At 37.1% G+C, this 19,503-nt stretch carries 16 protein-coding genes and 1 tRNA gene; 9 read left to right on the top strand and 8 right to left on the bottom strand.

Annotation, left to right across the window (positions count from 1 at the left end; genetic code table 11):
- Nucleotides 1–2: 2 nt before the first annotated feature.
- The gene (gene crtL / locus AC6EIY_RS04260) at nt 3–1,232 is read left to right on the top strand and encodes a lycopene beta cyclase (RefSeq protein WP_498508147.1); all 1,230 of its coding nucleotides are present in this window, start codon (nt 3–5) and stop codon (nt 1,230–1,232) included.
- Here crtL and AC6EIY_RS04255 read toward each other — a convergent pair.
- Nucleotides 1,229–2,794: a glycoside hydrolase family 57 protein gene (locus tag AC6EIY_RS04255; RefSeq protein ID WP_498507774.1), complete on the bottom strand. Its 1,566-nt coding sequence runs from the start codon at nt 2,792–2,794 to the stop codon at nt 1,229–1,231. The genes crtL and AC6EIY_RS04255 overlap by 4 nt on opposite strands.
- A 337-nt stretch (nt 2,795–3,131) precedes the next feature.
- On the opposite strand from AC6EIY_RS04255, the gene AC6EIY_RS04250 reads away from it, so the two are divergent.
- From AC6EIY_RS04250 to AC6EIY_RS04240, 3 genes are all read left to right on the top strand, one after another.
- A complete protein-coding gene (locus AC6EIY_RS04250; RefSeq protein ID WP_498507773.1) occupies nt 3,132–4,751 on the top strand; it encodes a 2-isopropylmalate synthase in 1,620 nt (539 codons plus the stop codon).
- 119 nt (nt 4,752–4,870) lie between these two features.
- Nucleotides 4,871–5,110, top strand: a complete 240-nt coding sequence (locus tag AC6EIY_RS04245) for a hypothetical protein (RefSeq protein ID WP_498507772.1) — start codon at nt 4,871–4,873, stop codon at nt 5,108–5,110.
- A gap of 54 nt (nt 5,111–5,164) precedes the next feature.
- Nucleotides 5,165–5,554: a hypothetical protein gene (locus AC6EIY_RS04240; RefSeq protein ID WP_498507770.1), complete on the top strand. Its 390-nt coding sequence runs from the start codon at nt 5,165–5,167 to the stop codon at nt 5,552–5,554.
- Nucleotides 5,555–5,587: 33 nt separating this feature from the next.
- Here AC6EIY_RS04240 and AC6EIY_RS04235 read toward each other — a convergent pair whose 3' ends face one another.
- Entirely contained in the window at nt 5,588–7,675 is a 2,088-nt protein-coding gene (locus tag AC6EIY_RS04235) for an HDIG domain-containing metalloprotein (protein ID WP_498507769.1), read from the bottom strand.
- Nucleotides 7,676–7,745: 70 nt separating this feature from the next.
- Here AC6EIY_RS04235 and folD point away from each other — a divergent pair, with 70 nt between their 5' ends.
- From folD to AC6EIY_RS04215, 4 genes are read left to right on the top strand one after another with little or no spacing between them, the layout of a single operon-like run.
- Nucleotides 7,746–8,657 (top strand): bifunctional methylenetetrahydrofolate dehydrogenase/methenyltetrahydrofolate cyclohydrolase FolD, encoded by a 912-nt coding sequence (folD, locus tag AC6EIY_RS04230; protein ID WP_498507768.1) that lies wholly within the window; start codon nt 7,746–7,748, stop codon nt 8,655–8,657.
- 42 nt (nt 8,658–8,699) lie between these two features.
- Nucleotides 8,700–9,599 carry a geranylgeranyl diphosphate synthase CrtE gene (crtE, locus tag AC6EIY_RS04225; RefSeq protein WP_498507767.1) on the top strand — a complete coding sequence of 300 codons (900 nt, stop codon included), beginning with the start codon at nt 8,700–8,702 and terminating at the stop codon, nt 9,597–9,599.
- Entirely contained in the window at nt 9,596–10,111 is a 516-nt protein-coding gene (locus tag AC6EIY_RS04220) for a divergent PAP2 family protein (protein ID WP_498507766.1), read from the top strand. Before crtE ends, AC6EIY_RS04220 begins: the two co-directional genes overlap by 4 nt.
- On the top strand, nt 10,108–11,568 hold the full coding sequence (locus AC6EIY_RS04215) for an ATP-dependent DNA helicase (protein WP_498507765.1): 1,461 nt from the start codon (nt 10,108–10,110) through the stop codon (nt 11,566–11,568). The genes AC6EIY_RS04220 and AC6EIY_RS04215 overlap by 4 nt, the downstream gene beginning before the upstream one ends.
- Nucleotides 11,569–11,601: 33 nt before the next feature.
- On the opposite strand, the gene AC6EIY_RS04210 is transcribed toward AC6EIY_RS04215, so the two are convergent.
- The 6 genes from AC6EIY_RS04210 to AC6EIY_RS04185 all read right to left on the bottom strand — a co-directional run bounded on the left by AC6EIY_RS04210 (nt 11,602) and on the right by AC6EIY_RS04185 (nt 18,825).
- Nucleotides 11,602–12,963: a cobyrinic acid a,c-diamide synthase CobB gene (locus tag AC6EIY_RS04210; protein ID WP_498507764.1), complete on the bottom strand. Its 1,362-nt coding sequence runs from the start codon at nt 12,961–12,963 to the stop codon at nt 11,602–11,604.
- Nucleotides 12,964–12,970: 7 nt separating this feature from the next.
- Entirely contained in the window at nt 12,971–14,284 is a 1,314-nt protein-coding gene (locus AC6EIY_RS04205) for a glucose-6-phosphate dehydrogenase assembly protein OpcA (protein WP_498507763.1), read from the bottom strand.
- A gap of 38 nt (nt 14,285–14,322) precedes the next feature.
- Complete coding sequence (gene zwf / locus AC6EIY_RS04200; RefSeq protein ID WP_498507762.1) at nt 14,323–15,846, bottom strand: glucose-6-phosphate dehydrogenase; 1,524 nt, start codon at nt 15,844–15,846, stop codon at nt 14,323–14,325.
- A gap of 169 nt (nt 15,847–16,015) precedes the next feature.
- Nucleotides 16,016–17,245 (bottom strand): ferredoxin-NADP reductase, encoded by a 1,230-nt coding sequence (locus tag AC6EIY_RS04195; protein WP_498507761.1) that lies wholly within the window; start codon nt 17,243–17,245, stop codon nt 16,016–16,018.
- A 314-nt stretch (nt 17,246–17,559) separates the two neighbouring features.
- A tRNA-Glu gene (locus tag AC6EIY_RS04190) sits at nt 17,560–17,632 on the bottom strand.
- A 47-nt stretch (nt 17,633–17,679) separates the two neighbouring features.
- Entirely contained in the window at nt 17,680–18,825 is a 1,146-nt protein-coding gene (locus AC6EIY_RS04185; RefSeq protein ID WP_498507760.1) for a histidine kinase, read from the bottom strand.
- A 106-nt stretch (nt 18,826–18,931) separates the two neighbouring features.
- Between AC6EIY_RS04185 and AC6EIY_RS04180 the strand changes: the two genes are divergently transcribed.
- A complete protein-coding gene (locus AC6EIY_RS04180) occupies nt 18,932–19,489 on the top strand; it encodes a hypothetical protein (protein WP_498507759.1) in 558 nt (185 codons plus the stop codon).
- The last annotated feature ends 14 nt before the right edge of the window (nt 19,490–19,503 follow it).

Genomic DNA, 19,503 nt, shown 5'->3' with positions numbered 1-19,503 from the left:
TGATTGATTCTGCTGACGTATTAGTTTTGGGAGCAGGACCAGCTGCTCTTTGTATTTCTGCTGAGTTGGTTCAACAAGGAATTAAAGTTCAGGCAATAGCTTCCAAGTCTCCTCTAGAACCCTGGCCAAATACTTATGGGATCTGGGCATCAGAGCTTGAGTCTTTAAATATGCAGGAGTTACTTAAATATAGGTGGAAAGATACTGTAAGTTTTTTTGGAGATGGTTTGAATGAAGAAGGCAATATTTGTACAAATCATTCTCTTGATTACGGTCTGTTTAATTCAATTAATTTTCAAGAAGCTCTTCTAGAAAGATGCAATGGACTCTCTTGGCAAGTTGAGACAGTAAAAAAAATAGATTTTCGTGAAAAAGAAACAACTGTGATTTGCACTTCTGGAAACAAATATTTCGCCAGGCTAGTAATTGATGCAAGCGGTCATAAAACCCCTTTTATTAAAAGACCTGATCATGATGAAATTGCTAAGCAGGCGGCATATGGTGTGGTTGGGAAGTTTAGTTCTGCTCCAGTAGAGAAGAATCGTTTTGTCTTAATGGATTTCAGACCTGACCATTTAAATTCAGAGCAACTAAGTGAGCCCCCTTCTTTCCTTTATGCAATGGACTTGGGAGATGGAAGTTATTTTGTTGAAGAAACTTCCTTGGCATGTGCACCTCCTGTTTCTTTTGAAATTTTAAAAGCAAGGTTAATTGCACGATTATCAAGCAAAGGAATTCAAATTGAAGAGATAATTCATGAAGAGCATTGTCTTTTTCCTATGAATTTGCCATTGCCATATAGAGACCAACCTCTTTTGGCTTTTGGAGGCTCTGCTAGCATGGTTCATCCTGCATCTGGTTACCTTGTCGGATCACTTTTAAGAAGAGCACCTTCATTAGCAAAGGTAATAGCAAAAACAATCAAAAAAGATCCCTCTCTGCCTACATCTCAGATAGCGAGAAGAGGATGGAATACGCTTTGGACTACTGAATTAGTTCAAAGACATCGTCTTTATCAGTTTGGACTTCAACGTCTAATGAGTTTTGACGAATCCCTCTTAAGATCTTTTTTTGATACTTTTTTTAAATTACCCAAAAAAGATTGGTATGGATATTTAACTAATACGCTTCCTTTGCCAAGACTTTTTATTGTTATGCTCAAATTATTCTCTATCGCACCTTTCAAGGTTCGGTTAGGAATGATTAATTTTCTAATAAAAAAGAAAAGTTAGGTTTTCTTTTTCCAATCTATAGGAGAAATTAGAGGAAAAATACAATCCTCCCTCTCTATTTCTTTAAACATTTTTTGATTGATGATTTTATTATCTTTAATAGCATTAATTAACATCCAAAATCTTTTTAGATGCAAGTTGATTCTTTCTCTGGCTAGCTCTGTAGTTGTTCCTGCCTTGAGAATAAAACTCCAATCAGAGGATTGACACAATAAAAGTTCTCTCCCAGCCTGTCTAATTATTTTTATATTTGATTCATCTATTAAACCATCTGAGCAAATACTTACCATCTCTCTCCCCGCTTTACTCCATTCATGAACAATCCATGCATTTGATTTGTCTAACCAATAATTATGAAAGCCGCCTTGTCCCCAACTAGATGGCGAAGGATTGCATAATTGGATTTTAGATGTCGATTGAAGAGACTCTTTTAGCGTGATTAATTTAATACCCTCATCTTTTGATTTGATAAATATATTTGAGAGAAATTTTGGTCCTTCAAACCACCAATGTCCAAAAAGCTCTGCATCAAAAGGAGCAATTAACAACGGCTCTATTTGCATTGAATTAGATAGATTTATAAGTTGCTTCTTTCTTGCTTTTAAAAAAATTTCGGCGTCTTCTTTAATACTCTCTTTTGCAGCTTTTGGATCATATTCTTCTTTGTTAGCTAAAGATGTATTTTGAGAAGTAATCTTAAATAATTTAATTCCTAATGGCCTTTTCTCGTTAATACCTATTTTTTTTAAACTCTCTATTGATAAATCCCAACCCAAGTCTCTATGGAATTCTCTGTAGTTTGGATTGCCAGGATAACCATCCCTTGCTGACCAAACTGGAAGAGTTGACTCACTATCCCTACCAAAAAAAGCTACTCCTTTTTTAGTGCAAATTGGAGCATATAATCCATATCTTGGTCTAGGTTCTGCATTCAATAATCCATGTCCATCAAGAACTGCATATCTAAGGCCAGCTTCAGCCATTAATTCATCTAAGCCTTCGTAATAGGCACATTCGGGTAACCAAATGCCTAACGGAGCGTTCACAAAAAGTCGTTGATGTTCTCTGACTGCAGTTCTTAATTGAGCTCTAACTGCTTCAGGGTTTTCTCTTAAAAGCGGAAGATATCCATGAGTGGCTGCACAAGTAAGAATATCAATTACTTCTGATGTTTGTAATTTCTTAAATCTTCCTATTAGATCACCTTTGCACCTCTTCCAGCTTTCTAATTGTTTTTGAAAGTGATTTTTTAGATGTAGTAACGCCGCTGTGCAGTTTGTATCTAGTGTATTTAAGATTTCTAATCTAATAGCTACCCATGCTTCAAAGCGATTCTTTAATAGATCATCCTCTAAAAGCGATAGCAACGTAGGCGATAAACCTATTGTGATCTTAGGTGTTTGATCTTTTGCCTTCGAGGCCTCTTCAAGGGTCTCTAAAAGTGGTAAATAACATTCCACTAGAGCTTGAAAGAACCAATCCTCCTCTAGTGAACCAGGTTCTTCTGATCTCACGTAAGGTAGATGGGCATGCAGGACTATGGCGAGATTGCCTTTAGCCATTAAAACTCCAAGATTTTCTGAATAGATCTTTGGATACTTATACTCTTTAGTCGCACTAGAAAAGATAAACTTTAAGTTCTAATCCAAATCTAGTTAGATTAGATACTTAATTTAGTAAGTTGGAAATAATTAATTTTGATCTATTACTTAGAATTTCTTCATGCAAATTTGAGGTTCAATCTTAAATTTTTAATTTTTAGAAATAAAAATAATAAAAAGATCAATTGAATAGTTAGAAACTTAATGTTTTTTGTAAAAATTTGTTAGAAATATACTACAATTAAGTTGATTCATATAGACCTAAAAAAGGTCTAGTTATTTTTATATTTTTCATGCTATGGCCAAAGATCCAGGCCGAGTTTTAATTTTTGATACCACATTAAGAGATGGAGAACAATCCCCTGGTGCGAGTCTGAATTTAGAAGAAAAGTTGGCTATTGCTCAACAATTAGCAAGACTAGGCGTAGATGTTATTGAGGCAGGATTCCCTTTCGCTAGCCCTGGCGATTTTGCTGCAGTTCAGAAAATAGCCGAGCAAGTAGGAGGCGAAGAAGGACCTATTATTTGCGGATTATCAAGAGCCTCAAAACCTGATATAAAAGCTTGTGCTGACGCAATAGCTCCAGCACCAAAAAAAAGGATACATACCTTTATCGCAACTAGTGATATTCATCTTGAACATAAATTAAGGAAATCCAGAAAAGAAGTTCTCGATATTGTTCCAGATATGGTTAACTACGCTAAAGGTTTCGTCGATGATGTTGAGTTCTCTTGTGAAGATGCTGCAAGAAGTGATTTGGATTTTTTGTATGAAGTAATTGAATTAGCCATATCTTCAGGTGCCAATACTATAAATATTCCAGATACCGTTGGATATACAACCCCTTCTGAGTTTGGGGATTTAATATTAAATATAAATAAAAATGTTCCAAATATAAACGAAGCAGTTCTTTCAGTTCATGGCCATAACGACTTAGGACTTGCTGTGGCAAATTTCCTTGAGGCGGTAAAGAATGGAGCTAGACAGCTTGAATGCACAATTAATGGAATCGGGGAGAGAGCAGGTAATGCTGCTTTAGAGGAATTGATTATGGCTCTGCATGTAAGAAGATCATATTTTAATCCTTTTTTTGGGAGACCTCCTGAATCTCCAACCCCTTTAACAGCAGTTAGAACAGAGGAAATAACTAAGTCCTCACGATTGGTCTCCAATTTAACTGGTATGGTCGTTCAACCAAATAAAGCAATTGTTGGAGCGAATGCTTTTGCTCATGAATCTGGAATACATCAAGATGGAGTTTTGAAGAATAGGCTTACCTACGAAATTATCGATGCAAAAACAGTTGGCTTGTCAGACAATAAAATTTCTCTAGGTAAATTAAGTGGTAGGAGTGCCGTTCGGGCTAGACTAGAAGACCTTGGGTATGATTTAAATAGAGAAGATCTTAATGATGCTTTTGCTAGATTTAAAGACTTAGCTGATAGAAAAAGAGAGATAACAGATCGTGATTTAGAAGCCATTGTTAGTGAACAAGTTCAACTTCCAGAAGCTTTGTTCCAATTGAAATTGGTCCAAGTAAGTTGTGGAACATCCCTAAGACCAACTGCAACCGTAACTGTCGTTGGAGAAGATGGAGAGGAAAAAACCTCTGTTTCCCTAGGCACAGGACCTGTTGATGCAGTAGTGCGCGCTTTAGATTCTCTAACTGAAGAACCCAATGAATTAATTGAATTCTCAGTAAAGTCCGTTACGGAAGGGATAGATGCTTTAGGAGAAGTTACGATTCGAATAAGACGAGATGGGAGCCTATTCTCTGGCCATTCAGCTGATACTGATGTTGTTGTTGCAGCTGCGCAAGCATACATAAATGCGCTTAATAGATTAGTAGCCGCTGAGGGAAGGAAATCCATTCATCCGCAATATGATCTCGCCAAGTCAGATAAAAAAGGGGTTTAACCACTTTTAGGTCATTTTTGATATGTGTGATGGGGTTGCGTAAATTTTTTTTAGAAAAACTTCTTTAAACATTATTCAAAGATTAATATATCTTGTGACGATTTGATAAGCGCACATAAATGGCTTTAAAAAGAAATCTTTACCGACTTACTGGACTTGATGGGGCTCCTCATCATGTCCTAGATGCTCCTTATGAAAGTATTGATGCAGCACTTTTTGCTGCAAAGTCTTGGTGCAATGGACAAGGATTGAAGTGCACAATTAAAGACAGAGGAATAGGTGTACAAGTGCTTGCAGGAAATGGAACTTGGAGAACAGTTTGTTATCCATCTAATTGTTTGAAATTGTCTCTCGCTTAAAATAAATTGTGATTAAGGTCGTATGTTTTTATTTAAAGGAATAATTTTTTAAAAATGGGTTCAGGAATGCGCGGGTACTGGACACTTACTTGGTTTGGTTTAGTCTCAAATACGCTTGCAATTCCTTTTATTGCCTATGTAGTCGGATCAGGGCCCCCTCTGCAAACGGCAAATATAACAATTGCTATTAGCCTTGCCTGGCCATCTGCAGTAACTGGGATTGTCGCTTCTGCGGGTTTATTTGCTCAAAGAGGGTGGGGTGTGATTTTATCAATAGTTGCTTTATCTATGACTCTTTCAGGAACTTTGCCCTATGGGATAATTAGGTTGATTAAAGTAAATGATCTTTTTGGTATTAGCGGCTTATCATTACTTATTGCTTTTCTAAACTTATTAGCCCTACTCTACTGGTGTAGAAGAGGTCACAGAAGAATTAGGCTTTAACTTATTAAATATTTCAATAGATACGGTAATTTTCTACCTGGAATTTAAGCTGGGATATTTCAACCTTCTGTGGCGCATCCTCCTCCAGACAGAGACGAATGCCCTGAGTATTATTTCTATTTCTGCTCTCGTTAAACTACTTTCTTTTAATTGGCCATCAATCTGACGAGACTGAATTATTTTCCTCACTGTTTTGCAAGCATCATTATCTGATGATGATGCGTCTAGAGCTCTTAATGCTGCTTCGCAACCATCTGCAAGCATGAGTATTCCCGTCTCTTTGGAATGAGGAATAGGACCTTTATATCTGAAACGTTTTTCAGAGACAGAAGGATCTATTTCTTTGGCTTTATGAAGAAAATAACCCATTTTTAAAGTACCTTGATGTTCTGGAATGAAGTCAGCAATGGGTGATGGAAGTCGATATCTCCTTGCAAGCTTTAATCCTTCATCCACATGTGCTTGAAGAATATCTGCGCTTTTATATGGATTTTTGATTTCTTCATGGGGGTTTATTCCATCTTTCTGATTTTCAATAAACCAATTAGGAGCGTGTAGCTTTCCAACATCATGGTATAGGGCTCCAGTCCTTATTAAGTCAACATCAGCTCCAATTACTCTTGCTCCTTCTTCTGCAAGACTTAAAATTGTTAAAGTATGCTCAAATGTGCCTGGTGCTTCTCTAGATAAACGGCGAAGTAACGGACGTTCTTGATCAGCTAGCTCCATTAATCTTGCTCTTGTAAGTAATCCAAAAGTATTCTCTAATATAGGAATAATTAATATCGTTACCATCAGCATTGCACTTATAATAAGTGTTTCATTCAGTAGAGAATTAGGATCAAATGATAGATCATTGAATTCTAAATTTTTTGCATTAATTAGTTGATTAAAAATAATCCATTGTCCTAACAATGCACCAAAAGGTATAAAAACTGCTATTTGAAGAATTTGAGCACGGCTTCTCATTCTTCTACCTAAAAAGGCTATAAATGATCCAGCAATGCAAGCAATTATTAATCTAATTTCATTTGAACTATCAAGAGATGTTGGCCATATTAAACTAGCAGTAGCCATCCAAGCTAATGAGGTTATTGTACCTATTCCTTGTGAAAGAAGGAGTGTTGGAGGTAATATTAATTGCAATGGGCTTGCAAGCGTACCAAGCCAGTCTTTTGTTAGTTGAACTACAAATAATAAAGTTAAAGAAAGTAATCCATGCTTAGCTTTAAGTCTAGGCTTTTCTCTTCTCATAATCATCAGAAGTAACCCACAACTTCCCAAAGATTCTGTGAAGGTTGTCAACCACTTTATTGGCCTAGGACTTCGACTTACCTTGTTAAAATGCTCTAAAATATCAAAGTCTTGAGAACTTATTGGCTCTCCTTTCTTTGATATTAAGCTACCTTCTTTAACTTTTATGATTTTTAGTCCGTCATTATTTATTAAATTTTCAAGTAATATATCTGTTTTCGAATAATCAACTTTTAAATTACTTTTCTGGTAAAAACTACTCGATAATACTTTCGCTCCCAATGATCTACTTGGATATTCTTTGGCGCCTAGATCTAGTAATTGTAGAGATGAAGCTTCGTTAAGTTGATCAAATGCAAGCGTATTTATAATTCCTTGAGAAAGCATTCTCTTTGATGCTTTTTTCATCTCTTCTTCCCAGCTTATCCATTCACTATTGGAAACATTAATCAGCCATTTCCTTTCTGAATCGGTTGGATTAATTTTATTTATATCTTCTTCGAAAGTAGGATCTTTTAAGGTGCGAAGTTTTTTGATTTTCTTTAAAACAATCTTTTCTAAATTATTGGTTTGATTTTTATCGATAACTTGGAGAAAATTTTCTTCTAAGCTTTTTTTCTGTTCTTTTAGTGCTTGTGTATCTATTACTAATGCATCCTTTGGTGCTATTTCGTTGATTTGAGCAATATCTCCAGGTTTGAGATCCGGAACAGCAAGTAACTTATAACTTGAAAATATTGCTACTAATAGGCAGACCAATAGAAGACCTAACTTGTCAGTGGCTGACCAGCGAAGTATCGGACGTCTGGGAGACTGGCTCCCTAACCATATTCTCCATATTTTTTTTGGACTCGGTAATTTAGCCACAGGCCTTTTTCACCTACGCCTAACGCTAGGTTTAATGCGTTGATTAATTGAAATTGTATTCATTTTATTTATGCCAAACATTTTAGATGGAAAAAAACTTGCTCAGGAGATTGAACTCATTCTTAAACAGACTATAGAATTCGGATCACAACTTGCGAAGCGTCCCCCGGGTTTAGCTGTGCTAAGGGTTGGTAACGATCCTGCAAGTGGAGTTTATGTCAATTACAAGGAAAAAGCATGCGATCGAATAGGTGTTAGAAGTTTTGCTAAACATTTAAAAGAAGATATTTCATTGGAAGAACTTAGAGAAATCATTAAAGGTTTGAATGAAGAAAAAAATGTTGATGGAATTTTATTGCAACTTCCTTTGCCTTCGCATCTGGATGAGGATTCCTTGCTTAGGAGTATTGACCCTGACAAGGATGCTGATGGATTACACCCTTTGAATCTTGGACGATTACTAAAGGGTGAAAAAGGCCCAAGATCATGTACCCCTGCAGGAGTTATGGCTCTGCTTAAGCGAAACCAAATCACAATAGAAGGGAAAAGAGCTGTGGTGGTTGGAAGAAGCATCCTAGTTGGAAAGCCAATGGCTTTAATGCTTGAAGCCGCAAATGCCACTGTTACGGTTGCTCATTCAAGAACTAAAGATCTAGTCTCCATAACAAGGGAGGCTGATTTACTTGTTGTAGCTGCTGGAAAGCCTTATCTGATAGGAAAAAATCATGTAAGTGATAATTGTGTCGTTATTGACGTAGGTATTCATAGACTTAAACCTGAAGAGGAAAATCTGAAAGAGAGAAAAAAGATCAAACTGTGTGGAGATGTAAAGATGTTTGAAATTGAAGACAAAGTAGCCGCTTATTCTCCTGTGCCTGGAGGTGTGGGGCCTATGACAGTAACAATGCTTCTAGCAAATACGGTTGATAGGTGGCAGAAACATTGTGGATTACCTTTAACTATTAGTCATTTACTTCCATGAATCACAATGTCCTGACAGAATTGATACAAATCAATTTTTTGCATGCAGGAAGCAAGCGCTTCTTTTGACTTCGCGGAGTATCTAGAAAAATCTAGAGCTCGTGTTGAACATGCCCTGGATGCCTCTCTTGGCCCTGAAAAGCCTGAGAAATTAAGAGAATCCATGCGCTATTCCCTTTTGGCCGGAGGGAAAAGATTAAGGCCGATTCTTTGTCTAGCTGCTTGTGAACTTGCTGGAGGAGAAGTCGAAAAAGCTCTCCCTACTGCAGTAGCTCTGGAAATGATTCACACGATGTCACTTATCCATGATGATCTACCCTCAATGGATAATGATGATTTACGTCGAGGACGTCCTACTAATCACAAGGTATATGGAGATGCTGTAGCAATACTTGCCGGAGATGCTTTATTGACTAGGGCGTTTGAGATGGTATCAATTCGGACAAAGGGGATACCATCAGAGAGACTCTTGAAAGTAGTAGGTGAGCTCTCATTAGTTGCAGGGGCTCCTGGATTAGTGGGAGGGCAAGTGGTTGATCTTGATTGTGAAGGTAAAGAGGTTGATTTGGAGACCTTGGAGTATATTCATCTTCACAAAACAGGAGCTTTGCTAAAGGCCTGTGTAACTTGTGGAGCATTAATTGGTGGGGCTGATGAGAAGCTTCTCGAAGCACTAAGTGTCTATGCAAGAGGGATTGGATTGGCATTTCAAATAATTGATGACATTCTTGATGTAACAGCAAGTAGTGAAGTGTTGGGCAAAACAGCAGGAAAAGATTTAATTGCTGATAAAACTACTTATCCAAAATTACTAGGTCTTGAGGAATCAAGAAGGAGAGCGGATCTATTAGTAGCTAGAGCAAAAAATGCTCTTGATCCTTGGTCTGAAAAATCAAAACCTCTTCTTGCATTGGCTGATTACATAACAAGTAGAGATAGATGAGTACCAATCCGGCTTTCGAATCTCAATTTATTTATATTCTTGATAATGCTGTATTGGCTTGGGGCCTTGCAGCATGTGGTATTGCTCAATTTTCTAAATTATTATTTGAATTAATTTTTAAGCAAAGCTGGAGACCATCAGTACTTATAGAAACAGGCGGTATGCCTTCAAGTCATTCGGCTTTGGTAACAGGAACTGCTGCAGGAATTGGGCTTCAGCTTGGTTTTAATGATCCTTTATTTGCTTTGGCTTCTACAATTGCTTTTATCGTTATGTACGATGCTTCTGGAATAAGAAGATCGGCAGGTTTAACGGCTGCAAAAGTTAATGAAATTTTCAAAGATAATTACGGTGAATTATCGACTAAAACTATTTTAAAAGAATCTTTAGGACATACAAAAATTGAGGTATTAGTCGGAAGTTTTGTTGGACCTATGGTAGCTTTGCCAGGTATTTTCTTCCTTGGTTCTCCTTTGCATATTTTGCAAATGATAGGATTATTTTCTGTGTGAAAGATGAAAAAACAAAAGAAGATTGTGTTGTCTTAACTAAGGACCAAAAAGAATCATTTGAATTATTTTGTGAATGGCTTAACACCCCATATTCCTTTAAGCCCTTTGTAATGAAAGGCTTTGCAGGTAGCGGAAAAACATATCTATCAATGAAATTATTAAAAAAGGTTGATGAGTTGGGTTTGTGTTGGACTGTAGTAGCACCAACTCATAAAGCTGTGGGTGTATTGAGGGAGGGGTTGAAAAGTGAATCTATTCAACCCACATGGTTTCCCTCTACTATTCACCGTTTGCTCCGGCTTAAGTTGAAAAGACAGGCGGATGTCGAAATATGCGAGAAAACAGATCAAACAGAGAACTCTTTGGAGAATTTAGGACTTGTGCTGATTGATGAGGCATCAATGATTGATTCCAAATTATTAGAGATAACTCTTGAATGTGCAAGATGCAACTCGACTCGTTTGGTTTTTGTTGGTGATCCTGCTCAACTTCCACCGGTAGGAGAAAACTCGAGCTCAGTTTTTTTAATGAAAAGAGCAATTAATACTGAACTTAGAGAAGTTGTTCGTCATCAAGGACCTGTTCTTAAATTGGCAAAGATAATTAGAGACGGGCAGATCCCTTGTGATCAGCCACCAATATTTTCAGTTGTACATTCTAAGAAAGGGAATGTTGGAATATTAAATAGAAAAAGTTGGCTTGAAAGAGCTAAAGCAGCATTGCGGTTAGCATCTTTAGAGGATGATCCCGATAGAGCAAGAATTCTGTGCTACACAAATAGAATTGTTGATAATTTGGTTCCACATGCAAGAAGAGCTATTCATGGTGAGATGGCAGATCAATATCAGGTTTTACCCGGTGAGGTCTTAATTAGCCGTAAAGCTGTAATGGCAAATGCTTCGTTAAAAGAAAATGAGATTGGTGAAGAACCAGATATTTTGATTAGTTCCAATAGAGAGATGGTGGTAGAAGATGTAATTCCAAATAGTTTTGATTTGGCTTCTTTAGAAATACATCAAGATTTTGAAAATTCTCTACCTGTTATTGAAACTCAGATAGCTAAAGTTAACTGCGATCAAAAGGAATTTTCTTTGAGGTTAATGCCTCAAATAGGATCTAAATCTCGTGTTGCTTTAGACTTTGCTTTGAATAAATTGAGGAATCAGGCGAGTGAGAGAGGAAAGAAAAATAATGGTTCAATTTGGAAACTTTTCTTTTTCATAAGAGATTCATTCGCTTCTTTAGGTCCTGCCTCTGTCCTTACAATTCACAGGAGTCAAGGAAGTACTTTTGGAGAGGTGTTTATAACTTCCGATGTTTTTTGGCCTAAAGATCTTGAATTTAGAAAACGGCTTGTATACGTTGCTGTTAGCAGAGCTAGTGAAGGCGTTTGGATTGTTGGTGACAATAAAAGTAATAAGAATAAAGCTCTTTTAGAGAAACTATTAATCAATTAATTTATAAAATATTATTTTTAAAATAGATTTACTTTAGGCATAATTCATAACAGTCCTTTTCCATTTTTCTAGGATTAAAGGCGAACTTGCCCAATGTAGATGTAACCAACTGGCATGAATTAAACTATTGCAAAAACCTTCATTCTTGATCTCCATATTCCATCCCTTGATATCCCATATGTGATTTATGTTTGAATTATAGTTTTCGTTGATTATTTCCCAGCGATGAAATTCATGTCCTATTAGTTTATTCCCAGGTCTGGTAATAGGACTTTTATTTTTACTTGTTGCTTCTCTATAACCAATTTTTAACTTACCTTTTTTGGTCTTAAAAGGTAATATCCCAGACATTGAATGTTCTCTTCCTTCGAAATCAAATATACTTTTACCTAAAAGCATCATTCCGCCACATTCAGCATATATAGGAAACTTTTTAGAAAATATTTTTATTGAATTTAGGCTATTTTTTGAATTGCTTAATTGTTTTGCATGTTGCTCAGGAAAACCACCAGGTATAATTAACCCTCTAGCTTCTTTTGGAATCTGTTCATTTTCAAGAGGTTTCCAAGTAATAGTTGGCATGCCGTTCTCTTCTAACAATTCTTTTGTTTCTTGATACCTAAAATGAAAAGCTTTATCTTCAGCGATGGCGATTGGGTGAATTAATCTTGATTCTTTCTTAGAAAAGAAATTAATTTCTTTGTTGTTGTTATTGTTGCTTGGAGGTAATAAAAGCTTTTTAAAACTTTCAATATCTAGATATTCTTTGGCTATTGATGCCCACTTTTTAATTTTAATTTCTAACTCAAGAATTTCATGTGCTGGTGCTAAACCTAAATGCCTTGTTGGTAGATATAAGTCTTCGCAGGGAGGTAAAGAGCCCAATGCATTTATATTGATTTGATCAAGAACCTCCAATAGTATCTTTTCATGCCTGAGAGTTTGAACATTATTTAGGACAACGCCTGCAATCTTTAATTCCTTATCATGTTCTCTAAATCCTTTTATTAAGGCTGCTATTGAAGCAGCCTTACCCCTAGCGTCAATAATAAGGACTACTGGCAGTTTTAAAACCTTAGCTAATTCAGCTGTACTACCTTTTGATGTGCTGCCTATTCCATCAAATAATCCCATTACACCTTCAACAAACGAATAATCAGTTAATCTTCCAAAGCGATTAAAGTTTTCTTTAACCCATGTTTCTCCAGAGAGAATTAGATCAAGATTGCGACAAGCTTTCTTTGATACCGCTGTGAGTTGTTGAGGGTCTAAATAATCAGGCCCAACTTTAAAAGTTTGTACTGTTTTATTGATACTTTTTATCCAAGAAATCAAAAGAAGACTTAAAAGAGTTTTACCACTGTTACTTGATATTGCAGAGATTACACATGCCATCTAATGACTATATTTTTTTTGATTGATTAACTAAATCAAGGATTTCATTTGCTATCGGTGCCGCTCTAGCTAGTAAAGGACTTGTATTTCCTCTACTGCTGGAAAGTAAACGAGCAACATCGTTCTCTAAAGAGTTTCTTTGAATAGGAACTACTTGTTCAATAAGTTCCATTCTTGCCATGCCTCCAGCCTCTAATCGCATACATTCCCCAGATTCTGAGGCAAGAATGACACAAAGGTCGTTTTTTTGTTTGTTCTTGGCTTTTGAAATTAATCTCAAACCAACTATTTGGCCAGGATTAATGCTTGGCTTACCAATAGGTAGAGAGGTTATACCGACCTCTACAAAAGTTTTGTCTTGACGAAGAAAATTCACTTTCAGCTGATCTTTTGTTGAGCAGAGGAAATTTTCAAGTTTCCAGTTGAGACGATCGGCAATCCATGCAGCAAGTAAAAGCCCTTGAACTGTTTGAGAACCTTCAATATCGATATCAATTTTTTGTAAATTCTCAAGAGCATTTCTTCTGTGAAGTGGATCAAAAACCATCGCTAAAGTCTCTCTCCAACTTCTAAGGCGAAGCCAATTAAGGTCGTTAACAGCTTGTCCAGATTGAATCCTTTGAAGTAATAAATTTAGGCAAACTTTTGGTTCTCCATGAGCAGTATCAATAATTAATCTTCGATTTGGCAGCGCTAGAGCAGTAAGGAATTCAGGAGCCTCATCAATTCTTCCATTCCACCACAACCAAGAAGGAAGTTCATCAGGGACAAGAGTATCAACAATTTGAAGCCCATCATTAATTGCGGTTTTATTACCTCTTAAAACAATTACATCGCCACATGCTGTTTTGCCTCCGCCTTCTTCGGGTAGAGGACAATATGCGGCAACTAATGTTTCTAAACTATTTTCTTCCTCAATTGTTGGTGCAAGAGTTATTAATCTTCGAGGTTGTAAATTACTAATTGAAGTGTCAATGTGTTGCCCTCTAAGGTCTTCTACATTTTTAATTAGCTCTTCACATTGAATTGAAGATTGAACCGTAAAATCTAATGGTGAAGTACTGCTAGGGAGATTACCTTTTAAAATAATTTCTCTAGCAGCTTCTATAAGATCATTCCTTTGACTACCTACTACCGGCCCAGATATTTTTCCAGTTTTGACTAGTTTTTGTTCGATCCAAGCAGGTTGCCAGACAATTAAACAAAAAGTGTTGGCTCCTTTATCTCCTCTTTCTTCATGAGACCAGAGTTGCTCAAGATAAGTAGGAATTTCAGCTGGAGGTAGCTGAAGAGGGGTTTGAAGGGTTAATTGAGGAGACATTTAATTTGGTTCGAATGAAAGATTTAGATTTAATTTTTTCAAGGTCTTCTCCATAGAAGCTGATCTTTGCCAATTAGTAAGTCTGATTCAGTAGGTCCCCATGTCCTTGATTCATATGGATAAACAGGTAATTCCCAGGGGGAATCCTCAATCTTCTCTAAAAGAGGAGTATATAAACGCCAAGCAGCCTCTACTTCATCGCTTCGAGTAAACAATGTTGGATCTCCAAGCATTGCATCAGCAAGGAGTCTTACATAACCCTCATCTGATGGCTCTCCAAAGGATTCATCATAAGAAAACTCCATATTTACAGGTCTACTTCTCATGCCAGAACCTGGCGATTTCACCTCAAAACTAAATTCGGCTCCTTCGTTGGGTTGAATTCTTAGGATCAATTGGTTTGATGTTGGGCATCCCCCAGCTGCATCAAAAAGGTGAACAGGAGCTTCTCTAAATGTAAGAACAACCTCACTAAGTCTTTTAGCTAATCTTTTTCCTGTCCTCACGTAAAAAGGGACCCCCTGCCATCTCCAATTGTCTATGAAAAGCTTCATGGCTACATATGTTTCGGTTGTGCTGTTTGGATTAACACCAGGTTCTTCTCTATATCCAAGTAGTGGATCTGCATCGCTTCCTCCTTTTGAATACTGTCCTCTAACGCAGCATTCCCAGGGCTTTTCTTCATTAGCAAGCTTTACTGCTTGAAGCACTTTGGCTTTTTCATTTCTTATGGCTTCTGGATCAAAATGTCCAGGTGGTTCCATTGTTGTTAAGGCAAGCATTTGAGTTAGATGGTTTTGAACCATATCTCTTAGCGCTCCTGAAGATTCGTAATATCCTGCTCGATCTTCAACTCCAACTGTTTCGGAACTGGTGATTTGAACACTCGAAATGTAATTTCTATTCCAAATAGGTTCAAAAATCGTATTTGCAAATCTGAGAACAAGAATGTTTTGAACGGTTTCTTTCCCTAAATAATGATCTATTCGAAATATTTGACTTTCTTGAGCACAACTCTGAACCAGAGAATTGAGTATCTGAGCGCTATTGAAGTCTCTTCCAAAAGGTTTTTCAATTACAACTCTGCTGCGCTTGGGATCTTTCAATAATCCTGCTGCTGCTAAAGCCCTGCATCCACTTCCATAAAATTTGGGAGAAACTGAAAGGTAGAAAGTTCGATGGCCATGAGTTGCTCTTAACTTGTCAATTATTTCCAGTCTTTCTCCAAGCTTTACTAGGTGCTCTGGTTGTTGAAGGTCTACAGGTTCATAGAAAAGATTTTGAGAGAATAATTCCCATTCTTTTGGACTTTCTTTTATTTGAGAAGAAAGAGCTTCTTCCATTTTTTCTTTAAATATTTCATCAGTCCATGGTCTTCTAGCACAACCTAAAACTGCAAACTCACTTGGTAATCTTCTTTGCTTGAAAAGCTCGAATAAAGCAGGAACAAGTTTCCGGTGAGTTAGATCCCCTGAAGCACCAAAGATAACAAGACATTGAGGAGGCACTACCCGCTCTTGGCGAAGACCGATTCTCAATGGGTTTGTTACCGGCATGCTCATTGATAAACTCCTTGCCAATTAGCTTAGAAATTTTTTCCAAATTGTTTCTAATCATCACGCCAATTTAATGGTCGCAAGTCCAAAAACAAATTGATGTTGATTGATTAAATATAGAAAAAATATTTTTAAAGTAATTAATAATTATCGCTTTCCAGACTTTTATATTTATCTAGTAAGTCTCAGCGTGCCATCTGCCTGCTTTTCTTAGTTTAGGTCTAAGTTCAGACCAATCTAAACCTTTTGCAGCAGCTGCAGTTGTCATTGCTTCATCAATACCAGGCTCCATTCCTTTTAATCCACATAAGTAAATATGAGTTTTAGGATCCTCAATCATATTGAATATCTCTTCTGCATGTTCAAGGACCCTGTCTTGAATGTACATTCTCCCTCCTTTTGTATTGTTCTGCTCTCTACTGATTGCTTTTGTGTATCTGAGATTTTCGGGGAATTTTGATTTGTAGTGTTCAAAATCAGCGTCATAAAGCAAGTTTGCGGTCTTAGGCGCGCCCATAAATAACCAAGCTTTTCCTTTGAAATTCCACTTATGTTTTTCAATTTCTGTGGGTTCAAACATCCTTCTTAAGTAAGCTCTCATAGGAGCTATGCCGGTACCTGTCGCAAGCATTATTATGTTTGAATCTTCTTCATCAGGCAGTAGCATTTCTTTCCCTACTGGCCCACTAATTTTTACTTTATCTCCGGGGGATAGGTTACACAAATAGGTTGAACAAACTCCATTTATTGTTTCACCATCTTTTTCATACTGAAGTTGGCGAACACACAATGAAAGTGTATTTCCTGCAAAATTATCACCATATCGAGTGCTAGCAATTGAATAAAGCCTTGGCCTATGAGGCTTCCCTTTGGCATCTTCACCTGCTGCAAGGATTCCGCAACTTTGACCTTCAACATATTTGAATTCTGGGTCTCCTCCAGATAGATCAAAAGTTATGTGTTGAACTTTTCCAATTGCGCCTTCTTTTAGTGCTGAATAATTTTCAACCACTGTCCCTGTGAAAGGTGCTTTTGGTTTATAAGTATTTACTGGTACATCTGCATGAGGTTTCTTTTCTCCAGCAGCTTTAGCAGGAGCAGCAGCTTTAGCAGGAGCAGCAGCTTTAGCAGGAGCAGCAGCTTTGGGAGCAGCAGCAGCAGCTTTAGCAGGAGCAGCAGCAGCTTTAGCAGGAGCAGCAGCAGCTTTAGCAGGAGCAGCAGCAGCTTTAGCAGGAGCAGCAGCAGTTTTGGCAGGAGCAGATTTAACTTTTTCGCTTAAGGCATTTTTCCCGGTTCGCAGCATGGCACCAAATGAATATTGCCTGCGTATTAGGTAGAAAAAACCAATTATAATAGGAATATGGGCAAGACCACCAAGAACTACCTTTGTCTCTGAGTAAGCCATAAATACTTAAATTAGAACGTGAGATTACCAAGAAGAGGTAACTTTTAGCTGTTTTATTTTGATATTACTAACTTATTGGTTCACCTTTTAAGACCGTCACAAGATCATTACTATTCTTAGATCAAGCTATCAAAAGAGGTTTTAGAGATTTTCTGTTTTCTGAAAATTAATTCAATTATTATGTTTCCACATTTATTTTGCTCAACTTTGCTCTAAAAAAGGATTTATTAATGTACGCAAGTCAAGGAATGAAAGCTATTGAAAAACCTTCTATGGTGATTAGCCAAATAGAAGGTTTTAAATAAGTTTATTTATAGCCCCAAGGGGATTCGAACCCCTGTCGCCTCCGTGAAAGGGAGGTGTCCTAGGCCTCTAGACGATGGGGCCAGATGCAGTGACAAATCACAATAGGTGATTGTTATCACAATTGAAAGTTACGGGCCCGCCTTGCCACTCGTCAAGGCTTCTTGATCCTTGTTTTGGCCTCGCCATACAGGAACAGTGAAGTAAAAACATGCACCTTCGGTCGGTTTGGAAACTACCCAGATCTTTCCACCATGGACTTCAACAATTCTTCGGCAAACTGAAAGGCCAATGCCAAAGCCAGTTGTCTCTTGAGAAGTTTGTGGAAGTCTCACTCGATCAACAAATATTCGATGTTGTTCTTCTGATGGGATTCCAGGTCCATTATCTCGAACAATTACTTCAACCCATTGATTTGTTCTGTGAAGCATTGTTATAAAAATTTCACCTTCGTCTTCGGAAAATTTCAAGGCATTTTCGATAAGGTTTAGTAAAACCTGCATAATTCTTCTTTGATCTGCGAAAACCGAGGGCAAATCAGAGGGAATATCAGTATTTATTTTTATTTTGCGATTGAGCCATAGCTTCTCAAGCTCGAGTATCGCTTCAGCAGATAAGTTCGCCAGATCAACTTTTTGAGGATTAAATAAAGTTTCCCAGCGAGTACTTCCAACTTCTAATAAGTCCTTTGATAGTAGTTCAATCTCTTCTAACCTTCTTTTTAAGACTTCTTGAAATTTAGACATGCTGATTTGTCCGAGTTTTTGACTTTGGAGAGCTAAACCAGCAGCTGTTAAAGGAGTTCTCAATTCATGAGCAACCATTCTTAGAAGACTTTCTTGCGAATGTATTTTTTTAGTGAGTGTTTCGTTTTCTTGTCGAAGAACTAGAAGATCATCCTCTAGAAGTAGTTCTTTTTGTGTTTGATTGGATTCAAGTGTCTTTGCTCTAAGACTGATACCAACAGAGTTGATTAGCCCTTCATGTTGCCATCTTGGTACCCAAGTTTTAACTTGTGAACAAATTGAACTTCCAGCAAAAATTTGTTTAGGCGAAGGATCTAATTTTATTAGTGCAGGAAGTGCCACTAATCTATATAGCTCGAGTAATTCTGGGTTCTCTTTAGGATCTGAAAATTCTAAGTTGACAATGAAACCACTATCTTCTGTCTCCAGATATTCAATTAACGAACGAATATCTCCCCTAGAGAGATGGTGGCGAGATGCCACAAGCAACAGTTTTAACTGCCGTCGGTCCTGAGCTTCGGCACTATCCACAGTGTCGAGCGAACTGAATAATTACGCATACCTTAAGGTAGTGAGACTCATTTTAGGTATTGGCTAATAATTAAGTGAATACTTTTAAATCTCTCAGTTCCAGAAAATGGCTATTTCTCATTCATCTGGTATTGAAAGAACTAGAGACTCTTCTGTAGGTATTGATAGACTTCGAATCAACTTTGATAGTAATTTAAGGCGATGGTTTGATCGAAATATTGGTTTGTGGCATTCAAAAAGACAATATTTTTTTGATAAAGAAAAGGCTATTAATTTGGAAATGTACATAAATGTAAGCAAGTTAAATCAACGAGATTCGGAATTTGAAAGCTATCAGTTTAAGTGGTGGTGCGAGGATGAAAAAGATTTTTTTATTAAACGACCAACTTATAAAAGTGAAGGAGAAATAATTGCCCAATTACAAGGGCATCAACTAATACGTGATTGTTCTTATTTAACCGATTCTTCAGGAATATCAAACATTAGGCAAGTTGATGAACACGAATTGATTTTTGATACTAATTACGATAACTGGCACGTATTGGAACATACTCGCTTAATAGACCAAGATAAATTTCGATCCAGAACTATTTACAGTTGGTTTAACGATAAGTTGAAGATAGTTGAAAATCACCATGAAATAAGGATTAAGAATCCCAACTGAGGAGTTTGTTAAAT

This window comes from Prochlorococcus sp. MIT2304 (assembly GCF_059772405.1).
The sequence above is the reverse complement of the archived record's forward strand: the minus strand, read 5'-3'. Positions and strand labels throughout refer to the sequence as shown.